Annotated in this window: 19 protein-coding genes; 10 read left to right on the top strand and 9 right to left on the bottom strand. The window is 53.6% G+C overall.

What is annotated here, in order from left to right:
• Positions 1 to 81: 81 nt before the first annotated feature.
• Both PsWM33_RS24535 and PsWM33_RS24530 read left to right on the top strand, forming a co-directional pair.
• Positions 82 to 450, top strand: coding sequence for a VOC family protein (locus tag PsWM33_RS24535; protein WP_063288009.1), 369 nt, complete (start codon positions 82 to 84; stop codon positions 448 to 450).
• Positions 451 to 624: 174 nt separating this feature from the next.
• On the top strand, positions 625 to 2109 hold the full coding sequence (locus PsWM33_RS24530) for a metallophosphoesterase family protein (protein WP_063301962.1): 1485 nt from the start codon (positions 625 to 627) through the stop codon (positions 2107 to 2109).
• A gap of 64 nt (positions 2110 to 2173) precedes the next feature.
• Here the strand turns inward: PsWM33_RS24530 and PsWM33_RS24525 are convergent, their stop codons facing one another.
• The 4 genes from PsWM33_RS24525 to PsWM33_RS24510 all read right to left on the bottom strand — a co-directional run bounded on the left by PsWM33_RS24525 (position 2174) and on the right by PsWM33_RS24510 (position 5807).
• Positions 2174 to 3469: an amidase family protein gene (locus PsWM33_RS24525; RefSeq protein ID WP_208994735.1), complete on the bottom strand. Its 1296-nt coding sequence runs from the start codon at positions 3467 to 3469 to the stop codon at positions 2174 to 2176.
• A 204-nt stretch (positions 3470 to 3673) separates the two neighbouring features.
• A complete protein-coding gene (locus PsWM33_RS24520) occupies positions 3674 to 3985 on the bottom strand; it encodes a hypothetical protein (RefSeq protein ID WP_063301961.1) in 312 nt (103 codons plus the stop codon).
• 230 nt (positions 3986 to 4215) lie between these two features.
• Complete coding sequence (locus tag PsWM33_RS24515) at positions 4216 to 5430, bottom strand: HlyD family secretion protein (RefSeq protein ID WP_063296140.1); 1215 nt, start codon at positions 5428 to 5430, stop codon at positions 4216 to 4218.
• Entirely contained in the window at positions 5427 to 5807 is a 381-nt protein-coding gene (locus PsWM33_RS24510) for a hypothetical protein (protein ID WP_153039717.1), read from the bottom strand. The genes PsWM33_RS24515 and PsWM33_RS24510 overlap by 4 nt, the downstream gene beginning before the upstream one ends.
• Before the next feature lie 193 nt (positions 5808 to 6000).
• Between PsWM33_RS24510 and PsWM33_RS24505 the strand changes: the two genes are divergently transcribed.
• On the top strand, positions 6001 to 7008 hold the full coding sequence (locus tag PsWM33_RS24505; RefSeq protein ID WP_208994734.1) for a helix-turn-helix domain-containing protein: 1008 nt from the start codon (positions 6001 to 6003) through the stop codon (positions 7006 to 7008).
• A 70-nt stretch (positions 7009 to 7078) separates the two neighbouring features.
• On the opposite strand, the gene PsWM33_RS24500 is transcribed toward PsWM33_RS24505, so the two are convergent.
• From PsWM33_RS24500 to fucU, 4 genes are all read right to left on the bottom strand, one after another.
• On the bottom strand, positions 7079 to 8023 hold the full coding sequence (locus PsWM33_RS24500; protein WP_063301960.1) for an ABC transporter substrate-binding protein: 945 nt from the start codon (positions 8021 to 8023) through the stop codon (positions 7079 to 7081).
• Positions 8024 to 8136: 113 nt separating this feature from the next.
• On the bottom strand, positions 8137 to 9147 hold the full coding sequence (locus PsWM33_RS24495) for an ABC transporter permease (protein WP_063288001.1): 1011 nt from the start codon (positions 9145 to 9147) through the stop codon (positions 8137 to 8139).
• Positions 9144 to 10670: a sugar ABC transporter ATP-binding protein gene (locus PsWM33_RS24490; protein ID WP_063301959.1), complete on the bottom strand. Its 1527-nt coding sequence runs from the start codon at positions 10668 to 10670 to the stop codon at positions 9144 to 9146. Before PsWM33_RS24490 ends, PsWM33_RS24495 begins: the two co-directional genes overlap by 4 nt.
• Before the next feature lie 218 nt (positions 10671 to 10888).
• Positions 10889 to 11308: an L-fucose mutarotase gene (fucU, locus tag PsWM33_RS24485; RefSeq protein WP_063287999.1), complete on the bottom strand. Its 420-nt coding sequence runs from the start codon at positions 11306 to 11308 to the stop codon at positions 10889 to 10891.
• A gap of 487 nt (positions 11309 to 11795) precedes the next feature.
• Between fucU and PsWM33_RS24480 the strand changes: the two genes are divergently transcribed.
• On the top strand, positions 11796 to 12086 hold the full coding sequence (locus PsWM33_RS24480) for a DUF1330 domain-containing protein (protein ID WP_063292884.1): 291 nt from the start codon (positions 11796 to 11798) through the stop codon (positions 12084 to 12086).
• 74 nt (positions 12087 to 12160) lie between these two features.
• On the opposite strand, the gene PsWM33_RS24475 is transcribed toward PsWM33_RS24480, so the two are convergent.
• Positions 12161 to 12805, bottom strand: a complete 645-nt coding sequence (locus tag PsWM33_RS24475; protein WP_063301998.1) for a GntR family transcriptional regulator — start codon at positions 12803 to 12805, stop codon at positions 12161 to 12163.
• Between the two features lie 618 nt (positions 12806 to 13423).
• Here PsWM33_RS24475 and PsWM33_RS24470 point away from each other — a divergent pair.
• From PsWM33_RS24470 to PsWM33_RS24440, 6 genes are all read left to right on the top strand, one after another.
• Complete coding sequence (locus tag PsWM33_RS24470; protein ID WP_208994733.1) at positions 13424 to 14638, top strand: FAD-dependent oxidoreductase; 1215 nt, start codon at positions 13424 to 13426, stop codon at positions 14636 to 14638.
• Positions 14639 to 14686: 48 nt separating this feature from the next.
• Complete coding sequence (locus PsWM33_RS24465) at positions 14687 to 15064, top strand: hypothetical protein (protein ID WP_063301958.1); 378 nt, start codon at positions 14687 to 14689, stop codon at positions 15062 to 15064.
• Positions 15006 to 15563 carry an enolase C-terminal domain-like protein gene (locus PsWM33_RS24460; protein ID WP_208994732.1) on the top strand — a complete coding sequence of 186 codons (558 nt, stop codon included), beginning with the start codon at positions 15006 to 15008 and terminating at the stop codon, positions 15561 to 15563. Before PsWM33_RS24465 ends, PsWM33_RS24460 begins: the two co-directional genes overlap by 59 nt.
• A 728-nt stretch (positions 15564 to 16291) precedes the next feature.
• On the top strand, positions 16292 to 17884 hold the full coding sequence (locus PsWM33_RS24450; RefSeq protein WP_063301956.1) for a M10 family metallopeptidase C-terminal domain-containing protein: 1593 nt from the start codon (positions 16292 to 16294) through the stop codon (positions 17882 to 17884).
• 268 nt (positions 17885 to 18152) lie between these two features.
• A complete protein-coding gene (locus tag PsWM33_RS24445) occupies positions 18153 to 19946 on the top strand; it encodes a type I secretion system permease/ATPase (RefSeq protein WP_063301955.1) in 1794 nt (597 codons plus the stop codon).
• Positions 19939 to 21147, top strand: a 1209-nt coding sequence (locus PsWM33_RS24440; protein ID WP_063301997.1) for an HlyD family type I secretion periplasmic adaptor subunit, incomplete at its 3' end; no start/stop codon positions are given. The genes PsWM33_RS24445 and PsWM33_RS24440, both read left to right, overlap by 8 nt.

Here is a 21147-nt window from a genome sequence, read left to right as displayed (position 1 = left end):
CCATAGAAAAAATAGGACATTAAATGTCCTATTTGTCAATACAACCGAGGTGACCCGAGTTCAACACATGGAGATCACACGATGAAAATTGGCTATTTCACTGTCGGAACAAACAACAGAGAAGCCTCCGCCAAGTTCTATGACTCACTCTTCGAGCAAGGCGGACCGAAGCAAGTTGCGGCCAATGAAAGGCTGACCTATTGGCAAAATGAAAATTTTGCATTTGCGACTGCCTTGCCCATTGATGGGAAGCCTGCAACGCATGGAAATGGTGCAATGGTTGGCTTTGGCGTCGACACTGTCGAAGAGGTCAAAAGGCTCCACAAACTTGCCATCGACCTAGGCGGCACCAATGAGGGCGACCCAAACCAGCGAGGTCCTTACATTTCAGCTTATGTAAGAGATCTCGACCACAACAAACTCATCTTCTTCACAGAGGCTATGAGCTGAGCACCTAACCCATTGCTCAGACTGTCTTCATCCCCCAGAAGCGGTCATGAGCTGTGAGAATGCAGGTATTGCAACCTTTATACATAGGTCGCCTAATGCCTGCGGGAATGATGCTCATGTGCAGCGGTTTCGACGCGAGATCGCTGCACCTATCAGCTTCAGTTGGGGGATAATATGAACACGCCAAACGCCGATCTGCAAAACAAGATCAACCAAATCAGAGAGCAACTGCAACATCTGAAAACGACCGATACAAAGCCGAAAGTCGTCGCAGGGCCTAGCCTGAACCAAGCCTTGCAAGCCAGCGAGCGAATGCTGTTTGGCGAGCTTAACAAGCAGGGCATTTTGAAATCTGCACCACCTCAAATCGACCTAGATGGAGGTAATATTGAGTTCGGCCTTTCCCTCTTCTGGACCTTCAATCCACCCGAAGATTACGAGGATGTGTTTGCAGTCGTAAAAGAGTTTCTGGAGTGGGAAACAGGCGGACAGCTAAAGGCACCTCTGCTGGATGATTACAGCACCATCAAACAGCAAATCGACCTTGGCGGTATTGTCATGTCAGACGGCTCAATTTTGGGCTTCGGCAAATATGAGATGGCCGATGTTGGGTGGGCCGTCTGCCTTGTCTATGTGATTTACTACAGTCTCTTCCCGAATAAAAAGGCGCCCTTCAACACCGCACCAGCAGGCGTCATCGATTTGGCGGCGGGGACCTCTCAAAACGAGGTGAGCATCGCGATCCTTGGAGATTGGGGGACTGGAGATTACACCAGCGACGGCGGCCCCGCCAAGGCCGTGATGGATGCGATCAGCAAGAGCGCTACGATTGATAATCCTGACTACATTATCCATCTCGGGGATGTTTATTACGCTGGCACGGAATCCAGTGAAGAGAACGATAACCTCCTCCAGATGTGGCCCGCAGACCGCTTTGCTGGTGGCAAAATGGCCGGAACGTCCTTCACACTCAATTCCAACCACGAAATGTATGATGGAGCGAACGGTTACTTTAAGATCGCTTTGACGCCTGCAAACACGCCTTTCAACGAGCAGCAGAAAGCCAGTTTCTTTGCGCTAAAGTTTGGCGACTGGATGATGCTGGGCCTCGACAGCGCCTACTACTCGTCCGCCTCAACACTCTTCATGGACGGCACCTTGGGCGGCAGTAAATCGAGCGTCCAAAAAGACTGGTTACAGCAAGTCGTTGGAGGTAGAAAAGGCAAGGATGTCATTCTCCTGACCCATCATAATCCGATCAGCTTTGATGGCCTTACAAGAGAACCACTGTGGGATGAAACTCTTGCAGATCTGGGCGGCACGCCAGACTATTGGTACTGGGGTCATGTTCATCTGGGTGTTGTCTACGGCGACCAGCTGCCAGCTGCGAAAGGTCCTGATGGACGGTTTGCGAAAGTAAGATGCTCTGGAAATGCAGCGATCCCGAATGGAGCTCCCTCCGGTCTGGATGGCAAACCAAACATAGATTACTACTCGCATACGCCATTGAAAAATAAGGAACCTCGGGTTCGCAACGGATTTGCTGTAATTACACTGTCTCTTGATGGGCAGATTAAAGAGCGCTTCTACGAAGTCTCTGATGGCTCGGAAGAACCCGTCGAGGTCTGGAAGTCATCACACCAGAAAACAACAGTATAGCTTTAGTCTCCATGCTCAGGCGAGAAAGCAGCCTGCCTGAGCATGGAGGTTCATAGATTGAGCGCTATCGCAGCACATGCTCCACGGCTCGTCCTGCTGCCAACACCTGCTCATCGTGAACCGCAGCCCCACAGATGGAAATGCTGTGCGATGGTTTGCCGGGGTCAACCGGCAAGGTGAGCGATGGCATGTTCAGGAAGGCGGTGATCATGGTCAGCCGCAAAGCCTGTGCGTTGGCTTTCTGGAACGCCTCGATGCTTTCCTCTACCTCTGAGATAAGAGGCGGTACATCCGGTACCGTCGGCATCAGGACCAAGTCCTCTTTCAGCTGCGCCTCCACCTCTGACTGAAGCACCGCCCGCTGACGTCTGAGATAAGCCAGTTTCTTTGGCGTCATGGGCAGGGCGTGTTCCAGACGGGCTATGATCTGCGGGTCGATCTGGTCCTTGCTCAGGTCCACAAACTGCGAGATCTGCTCCCGCGCTTCCACGCTGACCAGCGTTCCATGCTCAGAAAACAGCAGATGCGCCTTCAAAATTGGCCGCAAATCACGGCGGACGATATGGATGCCAGCGGCAACAAGCGTATCGATGCAATGCTCAAACATCTCCATAATCTCAGCGGAGATGCCCAGTCCTTCCAGATCCGGCACCACAAAGCGGAAGGCCCGTTCCTCTGCATCCTTGTTTTCAGGCAAGGTTTTGCCACTCATCACCGCATCAAGCGCGCAGATACCGTCAACCGTTCGTGCCATCGGCCCCAGCACATCAAGGCTCGCCCCAAGCGGCACAACACCTTCCATGGGATATCGCCCCATGGTCGCCCGATACCCGCAAATGCCCTGAAAGGCTGCAGGAACCCGTGTAGAACCGGAGGTATCGCTGCCAATCGCCAGATCACAAATGCCGTTGGAGATCGCTGCTGCACTGCCAGAGGACGAGCCGCCCGGAATAAGCGCGGCATCCAACCCGTTGGGTGCATTACCATAATGGGGGTTGAGCCCGATACCAGAAAACGCAAACTCGGTCATGTTGGCAGGCCCGATGGGAATGCCCCCTGCCTCAATCACCTGCTGCACCACCGCTGCATTCTCAGCTTCAATCTCGGTGGCATAAACAGCAGAGCCCGCCGTCGTTGCCCGCCCTTTCAGCGCAATATTCCCTTTGATCGCAACAATCTGCCCATCAATAGCACTCAGCTTCTGCCCTGCCACGCGCCGCGCATCCGCCGCTGCAACCAACTCCTCAACCTGCTCCCGATTGAGCCCAATAAAGATGCCCCGGAGTTCCTCCCCCCCAAGCCGCTGCCAAAGCCCCGCAAGATCACCCAGTTCCACCATCCCAGAGCTCCATCCAACCATTCACCCCACCCATACTAAAACCAGCAATTCCAAGGTGTCAAAGCTGGAATGTGGGAGAACAAGTCAACTTTACGCAATCCATCAGCCTGCACTCTCACCACTAGCCGCAAACAGAAAAAAGGCCTCTCGTGATGAGAGGCCTTTTGTGGTTGGTCACCCATGATGCCAGGACGGTGGGACATCTGGGAGGGACGGTAGTCTCCCTTATGGATTTACAACCACATAAACTGTTGCGCCGTTTTCAACGACGGCTTGGTAATAGACGCCACCGCAGTTGTAGTAAGCGTTGCAAGGTGTGCAGCCTGCGATGTCTTGGCGACGGTTGACACGGCGGGATGTGCGACGTGCGGTCCGGCGGGCTGCGTTGCGTTCTGCTGTCTGGGCATTTGCCTCACCTATCTTGAAGGAGATTGGTGAGATGGACTTGGTGCCAGGCTGTGAAGGTCTTGGGTTATAGTCGACTGTGTAACCAACGGAGAGGGCAACTGCTGCGATTGTCAGGGCTTTAATAGACATTTTTCTTCTTCTTTTTATTGGTGGTCGTAAGGCTTTAATTCGGCTTTCAGGGTTCTCGCCGTTGGTCCTTACTGCTCTGACCACTGGGTTGCTTTGAAGAGACCGGATTGCTCAGATTGCCAGTTGGGCTGCTCTCTTCGATGGTACTCCCGAGTGGAACCAGTTCGGATCCTTGAGTTCTTGATCGGTTTGCTTTCCGACTTTGGGAGAAACTTTTTGAAACTACGCTCTTAGTGAGTGGATCCTGCAAGGCCAATTCCGATTGCAAGGCCGAGCCATGCTTTCACTCGAAGACCGACTGCTTTGATGACGCCGAGGGCTGAGATCACGTGGGCTGTTACACCGCCTGCCATGTCATCTTTCAGGTCTGTTGTATAAGTCTGAACAACACATCCACTGCCAGGAACGAGATACTTCTGGTGTTCCGGGTAGACCAGATCGAGGTGAGCTACAACCTGACCACGTTTGGCGCGTTCTCCTGGTTCCATCAGTCGACCTGTTGGTGCCATCTGGCCTGAAGAAATAGATTCCTGAATGCGAGTGATCCGTGCTGGAAGAACCGTGTGGTACATCGCGATGTTGAAGTTGCTTTCACAAGCGATCTCAGCAGCCATGCCTTCGTAAAGTTCAGTGCGGGAAACCTGAGAGAAACCTGCAACCACTCGGGAACCTTCACGCTTTGTCCGGTCCGGGATGATGACCATTGCGGGGGCCATTGCCGCCTGAGCAGCTCGTGCTCCAACATGCAGGGTCACTTGCTCAACCACACCATCAACCAGGCTGTAAACTTTTGTTTTCTTAAGCTCAATTTCTGCCTGCTCCAACGTGGCTTTCGCACTGGCTAACTGAGAAGGAAGCGTAGAATGGGCCTGAACTTTAGCTGCTTCCAGCTTCGCTTTTGCCGCTTTCACATCAGCCACGCTTGTGTCTCTTTGAGAGATTGCACGCTCATGTCTGCCACGCTGAAATGCGGCGGAGTTCTTCAATTTAAGCTCTTCGTGGTCCGCTAGTGTCATTTCAGCCTGTTTCAAGCCAGTTTTGGCGGCATCCAGGGCTGCATCAGCTGTTTCCACTTCAAGATGCGCTGTTTTAATGGCGCTCTTGATTTCATCAATCTTGCGGCTGGCATGCTCAACCTTGGCTTTTTCCATCGCACTTTCAGTGGTGAACAATGGATCACCCACTTTGACGTGGTCTCCACCTTCTACGAAGACCTCGGTAACTGTTCCGCCATTTTCGGCAACGACAGGAACCGTTTTGAAAGGCACGATGCCGGTGAACGACTTCGGGTAGTAATAGAACACCGCAAAGAAGACAGCGAGAGCCATAAACACCCACAAAACCAAGGCATAATGCACATTGTAGAGAGTAATCGGCATGCCCTTCCAGCGCAGGTACCATACCCGCAACACGAAGGGAAAAGAGGTTACAAGAAGCTCAATCATTTGTTCGCCTCCTGCATTTTAGGAGTCCACCACAGCATAAAATCGCGAGCGATCGCTGTGAGGATCAAGGATGCCGGAAGCAAAATGCTGAAATGAGACAGTGCCGGCATAACTTCATAGGCAAGGGCCACAGTCAGCATCACCGGCACTGTTGTGCGAAGCGGTGTTCCCTTTGCCTTGTGTTCCGCATAGCGGTCAAAGCGGGAATAAAGATGCACAATCAAAAGAAAGGCCAGAAAGAAAACGATAAGACTGACAATGGAATAACTGTCAGATTCTCCTGGTGGAACCCACCAGCGTGGTTCACCACCTGCTGCTGAGGCTTCGGTGGTTAACGCGCCAACTACCATGACGCTTGAAAGGATGATCGACTTCACGGTGAATGTCCTTTGCTTTGATTAGAAAGCTACCGTCCTAGGCAGCACCGTTTGTTGATCTCAGTAAATTAACGTATGAGCAAAGGACGTTCTTTAGAGTTCTGGCCATCGATTTTTGATTTCTGGACATTTGAGAGGCTAATCGACGCAAAAGAATGTTGAGGCGCCCCTCTCAGACAGAGTGGAAGTCAGCATGACACGCATAAGCGCCTACCGATTGCGCCATGCGGCGCAAGTATACGGACGAGAGCCAAACGCGGCTCTCGGCTTCGACAAGATTCTGGAAGCTGTCGGTGTTTCAGTGGAAGAGCTGAGCAACGCAACAGCCAGAATAGATCTGCAACGAGAAGCCGCTGCACTGGAAACAGCCTGCGAGGCTTTGGAAGACCCAACCTTTGCTGCGCGAGCCGGACTGGCTTCCCCTGGCGCAAAAACACTTCTGGCCTATCTGGCGCAGGCCAGTGACAACATCGGACAGGTGTTTCGCTTCGCGCAAAAATACTACGCATTGGAAGACCCGGATCTTCGCTTTGATCTGGATGGCAGTGAAGCTGAGCCCACCATTTGCCTGAGCAGTGACATTCTCAGCGCTCATCAGTTTCCGAGGCATCGTGAGTTTCTGGTTTTTGGTTTGCTCAAACGCACAGAACAGATTGCAGGCGATGATTTTGGGAAGATGTCTGTTTTGCTGGAATGCGAAGATACGGAGCACTGTGCACGGCTATCTCAACTGGCAGACTGCGAGGTTACAGGCGTTCAATCAATCAACGGCGTAAGATTGCCCACTGGTGGGTTCGAGTTTCAGATCGCGACTTCCGACACAGCTTTGCGAGAGCATTTGCTGAAGCATGGAGAGGAACGACTGAGCCAGCTGCCGAAAAACCGAACCGGCCTGTCTGCCAAAGTCATCAAACTGGTGCGCTCCCGCTTACCCGGCAGCCTGCCGAGCGGCGATGAAGTTGCCAAAGAACTCTGCATGACCCGCCGGACCCTGACGCGCAAACTCTCCGAGGAAGGCACAAACTTCAAGTCTCTGGTGGAATCTGCCCGCTGTGATCTGGCAAAGCGCTTGCTGGTGGGAACAGACAGCATCGCCCAGGTCGCTTTCCTGCTCGACTTCGCCGACCAAGCCGCCTTCTCCGTCGCCTTCAAACGCTGGACCGGCGCCACCCCCGCAGTATTCCGCAAGGCGAAGATATAAAACACGGCCACAAAAAAGGCCTCTCGTGATGAGAGGCCTTTTGGTTTTGTGTCAGATAACCCGGAGATGCTTAGTCGTAGAGGACGGCTGCGATTTCTGGGGAGTCCATGTTGGAGGCGTCGTAGTAGTAGAAGCCGGTGTCGATGTTGGATGGGACGTCTTTGCCCTGTGAGGCCATGACGGCGGCTTTGACGGTTTCATAACCGATGCCGACCGGGTTCTGGGTGATCGCACCTGCCATCAGGCCGCTGCGGACGGCGTCTTTCTGGGCGCGGCCAGAATCGTAGCCGATGATCACAACATCTTTGCTGCCCATTTCACGTACGCCGTTGGCAACACCGATGGCAGACCCTTCGTTGGTGCCAAAGACGCCTTTGATGTCCGGGTTGGCTGTCAGGATCGCTTTGGTCAGCTCGGTGGACTTGAGCTGGTCGCCGCCGCCGTATTGAACGGTGACAATTTCGATATCCGGATAGTTCTTCATCTGGTTGAGGAAGCCATCGCGGCGGTCGATGCCGGTGCGGCTGGTCTGGTCGTGCGCAACCACGGCCACTTTACCGCTCTTGCCGATCAGCTCTGCCATCTTGTCAGCTGCAAGGCTTGCTGCTGCAACGTTGTCAGTTGCGGCCAGCGCCACTGGAATTTCGCTTTCCACGCCGCTGTCGAATGCGATGATTGGAATGCCAGCAGACTGTGCCTGACGCAGCAGTGGAATAGCAGCCTGACTGTCCAGCGCGGCAAAGCCGATTGCTGCCGGGTTTTTCGCCAGCGCTGCGGCCAGCATGTCGATCTGGCGATCCACCATGGCTTCGCTGTCCGGACCTTCAAAGGTGATTTCCACGTTCAGCTCAGCGGCTGCATTGTCGGCACCTGCCTTCACAGCTTGCCAGAACTGGTGCTGGAAGCCCTTGGAGATCAGCGGGATGTAAACCTTATCCGCTGCGAATGAAAGCGAGCTGGTTGCAAGCAATGTTGCAGAGGCCAATGCGCCAATCAGAGTACGTCTTGTAAACATAACTATTTCCTCCCAATGAAATAATTCAGAGCGTGTTCCGTTGGATTGGATTCAATCAAACGATAAGAATTCGCTCCACTAAAGATGCTGGGACAAAAGCGCCCCAACCGAACTTATGCATGAGCTTTTTTCTTGCGGGCCATATCCGCATAGACTGCCAGAATGATGATCGCGCCAGTCACCACGGTCTGCCATTCCTGAGCCACGGAGAGCACACGCAAACCGTTGGTCAGAACGGCCATGATCAGTGCCCCAATCAGCGTTCCCATGATGGTGCCGCGACCACCGGCCAGAGACGTTCCGCCAATCACCACAGCAGCGATTGCTTCCAGCTCATATCCAAGGCCAAGCGCTGGCTGAGCGGAATTAAGGCGGGACGCGATGAGAATTCCCGCGATGCCGCAGATCCCACCTGCAAGCGCGTAAATTCCCATTTTCCAGGCATCCGTGTTGACGCCGGACAGGCGCACGGATTCCTCGTTGGACCCAAGTGCGAAGGTGTAGCGGCCCAAAACAGTTCTTCCCAGAACGTAGGAAGCTGCAATCGCAACAAGGAACAGGATCAACACACCATTCGGGATTTGAAAGCCCGGAAAGACAGCACCGATCACGGAGCCGCGGGAAATGAGATCAAACCCCGGCGTGTCGTTGAAATAAATTGGGCGTGTGCCGGAGATGACGAGGGACAGGCCCTTCAAAATCAGCATCATGCCAAGCGTTGCGATGAAGGGTGGCACCTTCATTTTGGCAACGAATGTGCCGGAACACAGGCCACAGAGTGCACCAGCGCCAATGGCAGCGACAACACCAAGCGGCAGGGGCAGGCCCCAGTATGTGAGCACGACTCCGGCGATCACGGCACAGAAGGTCATCATGGTGCCGATGGAAAGATCAATACCGCCGGTGATGATGATAAGCGTTGCTGCAATGGCCAGAACGCCGTTGACCGATGTCGCCTGCAAAATGGCGATCATGTTGGACATCTGCATGAAGTTTGGCGAGGCCAGACCAAAGCCGATGAGCAGCACAATCAAGCTGGCAAAGGCGAGCAGTTTCTGGTGCGCGCCGGAGCTCACAAAACGACCGATAAGGTTCTTTTGCGGGGTTAAGGTGGTGTCTGTCATTGTACTTCACTCACAATTTGCGCTGCTGGGTCGCGTTGTGTTGCGAGGCGCATAATGTCTTCTTGCGATGTTGAACTGCCACCCGGCAAAATGCCTGTCAGGCGGCCTTCGCACATCACCGCGATGCGATGGCTGAGGCGCATAACCTCTGGCAGCTCGGAGGAGATGACGATGATCGCGCAGCCCTGCTCTGCCAGTGAGTTCAACAGCTTATAAATTTCGGATTTTGCCCCCACATCAATGCCACGTGTAGGCTCATCAAAAATGAGGATGTCGCAGTCGCGCAGCAGCCACTTGGCAATGACCACCTTTTGCTGGTTGCCTCCAGACAGGAACTGAAGCTCCTGCTTGTCAGAAGGTGTTCTGATTTCCAGCTGCTTGATGTACCTGGCGGCGACCTCTGCCATGCCAGCTTCATTCAGCACGCCAAGACGATTGCAGAACTGGTCCAAGCTGGCCATAGCTACATTGGCGCGCACATCCATGCCCGTTGCCAGACCGAAATGCTTGCGGTCCTCTGACAGATAACCAATGCCAACCTGTACGGCATCCGACGGGCTGTTGATTTTGCATTTATGGCCATCCACCCAGACTTCACCTGAATCCAGCGGATCAGCGCCAAAGATCGCGCGGGCCACTTCTGTGCGCCCTGCCCCCATGAGCCCTGCAAAGCCGAGGATTTCGCCTTTCTTGAGCGCAAAGCTGACATCGCGGATTTCAGTTCCCCGGTTCAGGCTTTTCACTTCCAGAGCAACGTCTGCCGCTGAAAGATCCGGCACGTCCACGGCTTCTTCTTTCACCTCACGTCCAACCATCATGGAGATGATCTCATTGACCGGCGTATCAGTGGCAGGGACGGTACCCACATACTCGCCATCACGCATGACGGTGACGCGATCGGAGATCTGTTTCAGCTCGTCCATCTTGTGGCTGATATAGATGATGCCCACACCTTCCGCCTTCAGACGGCGGATGATGGTGAACAGCTCGGCGATTTCCTTGTCGTTCAGCGCGGCGGTCGGCTCATCCATGATCAGCACCTGCGAGCGATAGGAGAGCGCCTTGGCAATCTCCACCATCTGCTGTTTGGCAATGGTCAGGTTGCCAACCAGCACGTCAGGCTGCAAATCCAACGCCATGCTCTGAAAGATGTCGCGGGTCTTCTGGTTGAGCGCAGCCTCATCGAGACGTCCAAATCTCAGGCGCGGCTCGCGGCCAATGAAGATGTTCTGCGCTGCTGTCAGATCGTTCATCAGGCTGAGTTCCTGATGGATGATGCCTATTCCGAGGTCTTGCGCTTCTCGCGGCCCTTTTGGGTCAGCCGCTGTACCGTTGATTTCAATCTTGCCGTCGTCACGAGTGTAAACACCGGAAAGAACTTTCATCAAGGTGGATTTGCCAGCACCGTTCTCTCCCATCAGGGCGTGAACTTCACCGGCACGCAAGTCAAACTGCACATTCTTCAGGGCGTGCACACCCGGAAACGTCTTTTCAATACCCGTCATCCTGACGATGGTATTCATTTTTTTCTCCCCCCAATACTGGCCTGCAAACCTCAGTGAGAACGCACAGATCCCGACTGGTGCTGCGACTGCAGATCAGCAATATGAAATGGCTGAGACACCCGGTTGATACCTGACTGCTTGCAGCACTCCTCCCAGAGTTCTGCCGCAGCCTCCGTTGCCTCATTTGCACGCCCCCCCCCAATCCGAACACCGGACCCACTTGGCGGGGAAGCGCTTTAGCTCTGGATCACGCCCTTCTTGATAATGACGTTGCCATACTTGCGTGTCGTGCCTGTCACCACAACGCAGGTGGCTTTCTTTGCTTTTTCATAGAACGCAAACCGCTCAACAAAGGTGATTTCAGCTCCTGCAGGCAGAGCGCTCTGGTAGTCGTCCACCAGTCCATCCGGCAGTTGGTCACCTTCCACGGCGGCCATCATCATCACGTTTTCGGGGTCATATTGGTCCAGCTCCCAAAGCGGCATGACGGCTTTGAGCAGATCTGTCGCTTCGCACCCATCAGCGCGCAGCACGGTGTCGCAAACGGAATAGGCCGGAAAATGCGCATCGCTGAACACGATCTCTTCTCCATGTCCCATCTCGTGCAGGATCTTTAACAGGTCCGGGAAAATGATCGGGTTGATCCCTTTAAGCACTTAAGCCCCCACTCACACCATGTGCCCGCCACCACCGGGCGGGTCAAACAAACACCCAGACTTCCAGCAGGGTTGAAGAAAGCTCAGAAGTCCGCCGCGAATAAATGTACTATGAAGAACCAGAGAGGCTGTTCGCCTCGTGATTCCGTCTTCAGGCTGATGCCGTCGCATTCCGACAAACGCTCTCGGGGCCAGCCCTTTGTTTTCCCGGAAAAGGCAACATCAATCCATTGCTAATTCGTGTTAGCAAACTAGCAAAGCTCGCCGTTTAATCAAGAACAATTTTCTATTTTGCCGATTTTGAGCGCATTTTAAGAAACGGCCCTAGCGTTAGATTCACTTGAATTTTTGGTTGGTCAAAAGCCGGTAGTAACGCCTGCAGGCAAGCGCTCTATAATGCACGAACGACAATGATCTGGCTCCCGTGAGACCCAAAGATTATGGTCTGCCGCCGGTCAGAAACCTTTGATTCAGGAACAAAAAACAGATGCCAAAAGCCTATTGGATTGCCCGCGTCAATATCAAAAATCCTGATATCTATCGGTTCTATATCGAGGCCGCTCCGAGTGTCCTGCGAAAACACACTGGCCGCATCCTTGCGCGCGGCGAAAGGGCGGAGCAACTCGAGGGTCAAGAATACCATCGTCATGTCATCGTGGAGTTTGACAGCATGGAAGATGCGTTGAACTGCTACAACTCCCCCGAATACCAAACCGCCCGCGAGTTTCGAATTGGCATCGCTGATGTGGAAACCGTGATCGTTGAAGGCGTGGACTAACCGCATATTGGCACGAAAAACGGGCAGGTCTTGCGACTCACCCGCTCTCAATTCAATGCTTAGATTGCGTCTGCTCAGCCCAGTTTTGGGGCCTTGAAAGCAGATTCGGTCAAGTGCTCCAGCAGCAAGCCGGATTGCTTGACGGCTTCTTCTTCATTGCCCATGGCAACCGCGCGCATGATTGCTTCATGATGATACGAGCACAGCAGGTTGTCGGATTTGTCTTTGTTGGCAAACCAGAACCGGCGTGACTGGCTCTGCACGCGAGCAAGGGAATGGTGGAAGTATGGGTTGTTGGTCGCTTCTGTCACGATGCGGTGGATGTCTTGCAGATTGGACAGCAGCGACTTCTCATCCTCATCCTTCGCGCTTTGCACGATGAGTGACCCGAGCGCCAGCATCTCGCGGCGTTGATCAGTTGAGGCGCGCATGGCTGCAAATCTCAGGCAGATCGGCTCAATCTGCTTGCGCACTTCCAGCAGCTGCAATTGCTGCTCTGCGGTGATGGAGAGGAATTGAACCCCTTTGCGCGGATGGATGGCCAGCATCTCATCCTGCTCCAGCGCCTGAAGCGCCTCACGAACGGGCGTTCGGCCCAGATCCAACAGAGAGGCGAGTTTGTTTTCAGAGTACAGAGCTGAAACATCAAGCTCGTTGAAAAACAACTTTCTCTCAATTTCCGTGCGCGCAAGCTCAGCCTGAGTTTTCTGGTGAGCCACGGTTACCCCCTGTTTTAAAAGCATTATTTCTGCGTCAGTTGTATCACAGTGTAGCACAGTGCATTCCCGATTTGCCAGCGGTCTCTTCTTTTCTTTTGCTGCTATGTCAGCCGATTGGATCTTGTTTGGCGGTTTTTCACTCGGCTGCCATATCAGTTCTGGACCCCTCCTAGATAATGTAACCTATCAGTCTTCGGCATTGTGTCATTCTGTCACGCAAAAACTACATAGTTTTCATGGGTTCCCCGCGCTTTGCGGATTTTAGATAAACTACAAAAGCTAAAGTAATTAGGACTTTATCGCGAACTGACACTCTGAAAAATGCTGAATCTCTCTGGCATGTCAGTAGATCAATATTGGTATGTCAGCGTTCATTATTTCGCGGTTTTTATCGATTTCTAAGGGTTATTACCATTGCTACAGCCACCAGTTTTTGCCTTTAAGGTTGCTAATATGGCAGATTTGACAATATGTTTCTGAAAACAGTCCTCATGGACTCAGAGATAAAGCAAACAGGCATAAAGTGTGGCATACAAGGTAAGCACCCATGAAAAACTGGAAAGAGACTGCCCTAGCAGAAACCGCATCTCCTGTTCTTGCTGAAGCAGATGTTGTTGTTTGCGGTGGTGGCCCATCTGGTGTGGCGGCGGTGTGGTTGCCGGCCTGTCAGGTACTATCTGCGGTCTGTTCCTCACCCAGGACGACATCGAAAACAAAAACGCCAAGCAAATTGTTTTCGGTTTCGCAGAAGAGTTTCGTGCTCGCCTACTGGCCAAAGGCGGTGCCACCGCCCCACAAATCTACGGCAACACTCACGTGGTGACCTTTGATCCGCTGATCTGGCGCGAAGCAGCGGACGATCTTCTTGAGGAATCCGGCGTACAGTGCCTCTACCACACCTACATGACCGAGGTGGTCCGCGATGGTGATGAGATCACCGCGATCCGTGTGGAATCCAAAGCAGGCAGCACCTTCCTTAAGGCAAAAGCATTCATTGATACGTCAGGAGATGCGGCTCTCGTGACGAAAGCGGGGTGTGAGTACAGCTTCGGGGATAAGGGGGCCATTCAGAACCCAACCATGATCTTCCGTCTGTCAGACGTGGTGGAAAGCGATTTCTACGATTACTTCGGCAAGAACACCATCTGCCCGCCTGACATGATCGAACAGCTGAAAACAGCTTTCGAGAGCAGAGAGTACGACACACTCCGCAACAAAGTCTGGGCGTTCCCAACCCCGCAAAAGGGTGTGTTCCTGATGAACTGCACCCGTCTGGCAGGTCAGGACAATCGGCTGTTGAACGTGGTGGATCCTGCTGACTTCACATACGCGGAAGTCTATGGCCGTCGTCAGGCGCGCGAATACCACCGCTTCTTCAAGGACAAGATCAAAGACTTCGAAGAATCCCAGCTGATTGACATGCCACCAGAAGTGGGCATTCGCCAGACACGGACCATCAGCGGCGAAACCACCCTGACAAATGAGCATGTTGCAAACTGCGACAAGCCTGAGGACGGCGTGGTCCGCTCCTCCTGGCCGATTGAGATGCACGCCGGTGAGAAGAGCAAACTGCACTGGCTGATGGAAGATTACTATGAGGTTCCATACGGCACGCTGGTGCCGAAGGAGCTGGACAACGTGATTGTCGCGGGACGGCGCCTGAGCGCCGAACACGAAGCGCTCGCTTCTGCCCGCGTTACTGCCCAGTGCTTTGAGCTGGGACATGCGGCGGCTGTGGCGACAAAACAGAAAATCGACAAAGCGATCAATTACAGGGATGTCGACACAAAAGAGCTGCGCGAGGCGATGCGTGCGGCTGGCAGCGCTCTGTAAAAAGTCGGGCAATAAGGAAGGTGCCTCAAGGCACACTGGGAGTTAAAAATGGAAGACTGCAGAATTAGCCGGGTCGAGCTTTATGCTTTGGCTGATGAGAATGCGCCCCCTATTCCCTGGGCGGATAATCAGGAACCTCTGCTGTACACCAACAACATTGTACGCCTGCTCACCGAGGATGGAACCGAGGGTCTTGGCGCAACTATGAGCTACACAGAGAACTTCTTTGATCGGTGCATCATTGAATCTCTGCGTACCATCGTTCCTGGTCTCATCGGCAAAAATCCGCTGATGACTCAGGGACTCAACAACTGGCTTGGAGCACGCTGCACCTGGGGTGGACTGCCAGCGAAGTCTCCAATCGACATTGCAGCATGGGACATTAAGGCCAAAAAAGCCGGAATGCCGCTTTACAGACTGGTATGACGTTGCACGCCTGCTCAATTCCATTGAGGATCTGGAGCTGTACTTCGCAGAAGCGACTTTGCAGCACGATGATCAGAGCGGCCACGCCAAACTGGTAGAAAACACCCACTCCCGCATTTGCGGTGCGGAAATGAGCACCACCCGCTTTGAAGCAGAAGAATGGATCACCAAAGGCAAGGTGCATCTACTTCAGTCTGACTATAACCGTTGCGGTGGCCTGACAGAGCTGCGCCGGATCACCGGGATGGCGACCGCGCACAACGTGCAGGTGATGCCGCACAACTGGAAGACAGGCATCACCTCAGCGGCAGCGATCCATTATCAGTTCGCAGTCGGCAACGCGCCTTACTTTGAGTATGTGCATCCGGACTTCTGTGACGGGGAGCTGCGCAAGTATCTGGTGACGCCAGAAGCCGAGTTGGTGGATGGGGGCTTTGAAAAGCCAACCGCACCGGGCTACGGAATCGACCTGAACCAGCAATTTATGGCGAACCTGTGATGACGTTCTTCACTCAGCACCCCTCTGCGGGCTGAAGATACACACAGGAACGTTCTCCGCCCCACCTCCATCTCGCTTTACAGCCTCGCGTATCTGCAAAGTGTGCTCAGGGGCGGAGAATCTTCTCCTGAGCCATTCAGGAATATATTTCCCCTGGGTAGAGACGTACCCTGCCCGCAACTCACCCTGGTCAAGCCCCATTGACCGGGGTGTTTTATGAACTCACTTCAGCATACACACTTACCTATAGGTCAACTTGCCGGATGAATTCCGTTAATTTGATAAAACGTTCCACCAAAATCACGCATTTTCACGTATATACAGGCATGTTGCCAGCAATCTCACAGTTTCGTGAATTGATAAATTCTTCGAATCAACAAATATATTTAAGTATTAAATATCTCTTTATTAGAATAGATCAGAAGAAAAACATGCTACAATTATTTGATCAACTGGTCAGTTTTTAGAATTATTTATCAGTAGGCAAACTTATTTTATCTAAATATATTAAGATATTGAATTGATATATTTGAAATATTCAAATGTTTTATACCTAAAATAATATATTTTGTATTCTATTCACACACAGAGGGCTCGTCAATGATTCAACCAGTAGATATGTTAATACTACTTTCTTCTGTGAATCTAAAGATCATTTATATTGCCTTTCAGTGCATCCTTCATACGTTTAGGTGGTTTACTACTACTATTACTCTAGGGGAGATAATATGTTTAGAGATAATCACGTTGAAGAGGCAAGAGTTATTGAAGGAGGTGATGCGCCATATAGCACGACCACTCCATACTCTATTTCATCGGGTGACACTTTTGAGGGAACGCTGAGTTTTTCTGGCGATAAAGATGCAATTAAACTCGAGGTAGAGGCCGGAGTAACTTACACCATTTCAATGGATGGCATCGGAAGTGGGGGCGTTTCCGATACATACCTGTACCTTTTCGATTCCAACACAAACGAAATTGCAACAGACGATGATGGCGGCAGCGGACGCAACTCCGAAATCACCTTCACCGCAACATCCAGCGGCACCTACTACATCGGCGCAGCATCCTACAATGACCGTTACACCGGGGACTATAGAATCTCCGTTGACTCTGACGGTGGCCCAACTGACCCGCCGACCGATCCAAACGCATTCACTAACGACCAGATCGCAAACCAGCTGACCGACGGTTACTGGAACAGCAATGGCCGTGGTCGTCGTGCGTTTGACGTAAGCCCGGGCGAGTCCCTCACCGTGAACCTCAACGGTTTGAACTCAGCAGGCCGGGAGCTTGCAACCAAAGCTCTGGAAGCCTGGACAAAAGTCACTGGCATCGAGTTCCGGTCCGTCAACTCCGGTGCTCAGATCACATTTGACGACAACGACAGTGGCGCGTATGCCAACTCGAGCACACGCGGCAGCACTATCGTTTCTTCAACCGTGAATGTGAGCACCGGTTGGGTTGCTCGTTACGGCACCGGCCTGGACGGTTATGCCTTCCAGACTTACGTACACGAAATCGGTCACGCTCTCGGTCTGGGTCATGCTGGCAACTACAACGGCAGCGCGACTTACGGCGTGGACAACCACTACTCCAACGATTCCTGGCAGGGCACAATCATGTCCTACTTCGATCAGGTGGAGAACACCAGCGTCGACGCTAGCCGTGCCTACGTCGTCACGCCAATGATTGCAGACATCCTTGCTATGCAGGACCTGTACGGCACAGCAACCGATCTGCGTACCGGGTCCACCGTTTACGGTGAAAACTCCACAGCAGGCGGTTACTACGACGACATCGCAGACCTGAACCCGGCCACATTCACCATCATGGACAATGGCGGCACCGACAGCATCAACTTCAGTTCTGTCCGCGCTGACCAGAAAATCTCTTTGGTGGCAGAGACTTACTCTGACGTGAACGGCCTGACCGGCAACATGACCATCATGCGTGATACTGTGATCGAGAATGCTTATTCTGGTTCAGGTAATGATGAGCTGATTGGTAACGAAGCCGACAACGGTCTCTATGCCAATGCTGGTAACGATACCCTCGAAGGTGGTCTCGGTGACGACACCCTTTCCGGCGGTTCTGGTCGTGATACCTTCGTGTTCAACATCAACTGTGGTGCGGACACGATCGTTGACTTCTCCAATGGCCTTGACTTCATGAGATTTGAAAGCGGTGCAGACAGCTTTGCAGACCTTACGATTCAGGACACTGGTGCAGACACACTCGTCAGCTACGACGGTGGTTCCATCACCCTTTCAGGTGTTGATTCCAGCCTCATCAATGCAGACGATTTCACGTTTGTATAAGAGGTAGAAAAATGTGCGACCTGCCGCAATGGCAGGTTGCATAATTATTTAATCAAATCATAAGTTTGCGGTATTTCCCTCAAATTCAATAGATGAGCAAAATTAAGCGTCTTACCCCTTTCAAATAGTGTGCGATTTACATACTATGGAGACCACAATTTTTGTTGGGGCATAACCACGAGTTTTGTAGCGTAACAGGCGTCCTATCGTTCTTTGGGAGGTCGTGACGCGCACTGAAGTTTGGGGCCAGGTGGTTTCGGGAGTATCTATGAGTACATCGAAGAGTGGGCAGCCAAAGCGCCCTATGGTGGCTGAGGCGTTTGCGGCGTCTCGGTCCGGGTATGCGGGCGTCGGGGTCTTGAGTCTGGTCATCAACCTGTTGATGCTGACGGGTCCGATGTTCATGCTGCAGATCTATGATCGCGTGCTCGCCAGCCACAGCGTGCCAACACTGGTGATCATCGCCAGCTTCGCCGGTATCCTCTACCTGTTCTTCGCCCTGCTGGAAGGCATCCGTGCCCGTGGCCTGTCGCGTATTTCTCAGGAAATTGATGCCCGTCTGTCGCGCACCGCGTTCCTTGCCAACCTGCGCGTGCCACTGCGCATGGGCAACAGCGGCAAAAACGTAGACCCGATCCGCGATCTGGAGACCATGCGCCAGTTCTGGGGTGGTCAGGGTCCAGCCGCGCTCTTTGATATTCCATGGATGCCGATCTATCTGGGTCTGGTGTTCGTGCTGCACTTCTGGCTCGGCATGCTGGCACTGGCCGGTGCGGTCATCATTCTGTCTCTTGTGCTTGCCAACGAGTTCATGAGCCGCGACCCCTCCAAAGAGCTGGCCTCGCAAAACGCACAGCGCAGCAACACCCGCTCTGGTGCACGGCGCAACGCAGAAGTGGTGCGCGCCCTTGGCATGAGCTCAACGCTCACCAATAAGTGGGATGAAGCCAACGCCCGCTTTTATGATGCCCAGACCAAAGCTGGCGACCGCGCCTCGCTGTTCGCCACCGCCATCAAAGCCTTCCGCTTCCTGCTTGGTTCTGCTGTTCTGGCTGTGGGTGCATGGCTTGCGATCCTTCAGGAAGTCTCACCTGGTGTTATGATCGCAGCCTCCATCATCACCTCTCGTGCTCTGTCTCCTGTTGAGCAGGCTGTTGGCCAGTGGCGCGTGTTCATCGCCGCCCGTCAGGCCCGCACCCGTCTGGAAAAATCGCTGGAAGGCCTGGACGAGACCTCGCCAGAAACCGAGCTGCCGCTGCCAAGCAAAAGCCTCAATGTACAGCAGATCGCAACAGCCCCTCCGGGTGCACGCGCTGTCACGCTGGCTGGCGTCAACTTTGAGCTCAAAGCAGGCGATGGCATGGGCGTTATCGGCCCGTCCGGGTCCGGTAAAACCAGTCTGGTCCGTGCGCTTGTGGGTGTCTGGCCTATCCTGCGCGGTGCCGTTCGTCTGGATGGCGCTGAGATGAGCCAATGGTCGGAAGACCGTCTGGGCACAGCAGTTGGCTACCTGCCACAGGATGTGGAACTGTTTGACGGCACCATTGCCGAAAACATCTCCCGCTTTGCAGCAGAACGTGATGACGAGAAGATTTTGGAAGCCGCCCAGCTCGCCCATGTACATGAGCTGGTCACCAGTCTGGCTGATGGTTATGACACGCAGGTTGGCGAAGGTGGGGCCTTACTTTCTGCCGGACAGCGTCAGCGTGTGGGTCTGGCCCGTGCGCTTTATGACAGCCCGTTCCTGATCGTGCTCGATGAGCCGAATTCCAATCTGGATTCAGAAGGCGAAGCAGCACTGACCCGCGCCATCAAGCTGATGCGCGAGACCGGCAGCATTGTCATTGTCGTTGCCCACCGTCCAAGCGCAATCTCAGCCGTTGATCTGCTGCTTGTTGTAAAGGATGGCCAGCAGGCCGCCTTTGGCCCGAAAGACGAAGTCCTGCCAAAAATCAGCGCCCCCGCTGGTGTGCCAGCCCCCGGTGCGGCTCCAGCCCCCGGCGCAAAACCAGCCCCAGCTGCTGCAAAAACAGGACCATTGAGCGTGGTGCCACATGCCTGAGCAAACAACACTTACCACCATTCAGACCTCTCGTAAGAAACACATGCGCTGGGGCCTCGTCCTTGTTGGCGTTCTTGTGCTCGGCCTTGGCGGCTGGTCCTCCGTTGCCAAGATCAACAGCGCTGTGATCACCTCCGGTTCCATCGCTGTCGATGGTCAGGCCAAGAAGGTGCAGCATCAGGAAGGCGGCATTGTCGGCGAAATCCTCGTCAAAGATGGCGATGAAGTCAAAGCCGGTGATGTGCTGTTCCGCCTGGATGAGACCGTGGTGAAAGCCAATCTGGCCATCACTCGCAAGCGTCTTCACCAGATGCAGGCGCAGGAAGCCCGCCTTTCTGCCGAATGGCGCAATGACGCTCAGGTCACCTTCCCGGACTATCTGGTTAAGCTGGCGAAAACCGACAAGATTGCCGCCACGGCTCTGGATGGTGAGCAAGCCCTGTTCGCTGCCCGTCAGCAAGGCATCAAAGGCCGCAAGAAGCAGCTTGGCGAGCAGATTGCTCAGCTGGAGCAGCAGATTGAAGGCTTGCAGGTGCAGCGCGATGCGAAAGCCGAAAGCATTGATCTTGTCACGCAGCAACTCGCCGACTTTGCTTCTCTTTTGGAAAAGCGCCTGATCAACGCCTCTCAGGTCACCGCCATCAAGCGGGAACGGGCCGAGTTGGTTGGTGATCGTGGCGGGCTGATCTCTCAGGTCGCCCAGACCAAGGAAGCCATCAGCGAAAAGCGCGTGCAGATCCTGCAGCTGGACGAAGAGTTTTTGGAAAAAGTTCTGTCTGACCTGCAAAACATCCGCTCGCAGATTGCCGAACTGGAAGAGCAGGAAGTTGCAGCACAGGACCGCCTGAAGCGCATCGACATCCGCGCGCCGCAGTCCGGTTATGTGCACCAGCTCAACGTTCATACCGTTGGCGGCGTGATTGCACCGGGTGATACCTTGATGCTGGTGGTGCCGGAAGACAGTGATCTGGTGATCGAAAGCCGCGTTCAGCCCGTTGATGTGGACCAGCTGCAAGTGGGACAAGACGCCTATGTGCGCCTCGCCGCCTTCGACCAGCGCACCACACCAGAGCTGAGTGCGGCTGTACTCAACGTCTCTCCGGACCTGACCCGCGATGAGGTCACCGGCGAGCCGTTCTATCTGGCACGCCTGAAGATCCTGGAAAGCGAAATGCCAAAGCTGAACGGTCAGACCCTCGTG

It is taken from the genome of Pseudovibrio sp. WM33 (genome assembly GCF_001623165.1).
Classification (GTDB): Bacteria; Pseudomonadota; Alphaproteobacteria; order Rhizobiales; family Stappiaceae; genus Pseudovibrio.
This window is presented reverse-complemented; position numbering and strand designations above follow the sequence as displayed.

What these genes read in the sequence shown, in the direction of transcription:
- PsWM33_RS24535 (WP_063288009.1), top strand. Translation starts at nt 82, where the DNA reads ATGAAAATTGGCTATTTCACTGTCGGAACAAACAACAGAGAAGCCTCC.
- PsWM33_RS24530 (WP_063301962.1), top strand. Translation starts at nt 625, where the DNA reads ATGAACACGCCAAACGCCGATCTGCAAAACAAGATCAACCAAATCAGA.
- PsWM33_RS24525 (WP_208994735.1), bottom strand. Translation starts at nt 3,469, where the DNA reads ATGGTTGGATGGAGCTCTGGGATGGTGGAACTGGGTGATCTTGCGGGG.
- PsWM33_RS24520 (WP_063301961.1), bottom strand. Translation starts at nt 3,985, where the DNA reads ATGTCTATTAAAGCCCTGACAATCGCAGCAGTTGCCCTCTCCGTTGGT.
- PsWM33_RS24515 (WP_063296140.1), bottom strand. Translation starts at nt 5,430, where the DNA reads ATGATTGAGCTTCTTGTAACCTCTTTTCCCTTCGTGTTGCGGGTATGG.
- PsWM33_RS24505 (WP_208994734.1), top strand. Translation starts at nt 6,001, where the DNA reads ATGACACGCATAAGCGCCTACCGATTGCGCCATGCGGCGCAAGTATAC.
- PsWM33_RS24500 (WP_063301960.1), bottom strand. Translation starts at nt 8,023, where the DNA reads ATGTTTACAAGACGTACTCTGATTGGCGCATTGGCCTCTGCAACATTG.
- PsWM33_RS24495 (WP_063288001.1), bottom strand. Translation starts at nt 9,147, where the DNA reads ATGACAGACACCACCTTAACCCCGCAAAAGAACCTTATCGGTCGTTTT.
- PsWM33_RS24490 (WP_063301959.1), bottom strand. Translation starts at nt 10,670, where the DNA reads ATGAATACCATCGTCAGGATGACGGGTATTGAAAAGACGTTTCCGGGT.
- PsWM33_RS24480 (WP_063292884.1), top strand. Translation starts at nt 11,796, where the DNA reads ATGCCAAAAGCCTATTGGATTGCCCGCGTCAATATCAAAAATCCTGAT.
- PsWM33_RS24465 (WP_063301958.1), top strand. Translation starts at nt 14,687, where the DNA reads ATGGAAGACTGCAGAATTAGCCGGGTCGAGCTTTATGCTTTGGCTGAT.
- PsWM33_RS24450 (WP_063301956.1), top strand. Translation starts at nt 16,292, where the DNA reads ATGTTTAGAGATAATCACGTTGAAGAGGCAAGAGTTATTGAAGGAGGT.
- PsWM33_RS24445 (WP_063301955.1), top strand. Translation starts at nt 18,153, where the DNA reads ATGAGTACATCGAAGAGTGGGCAGCCAAAGCGCCCTATGGTGGCTGAG.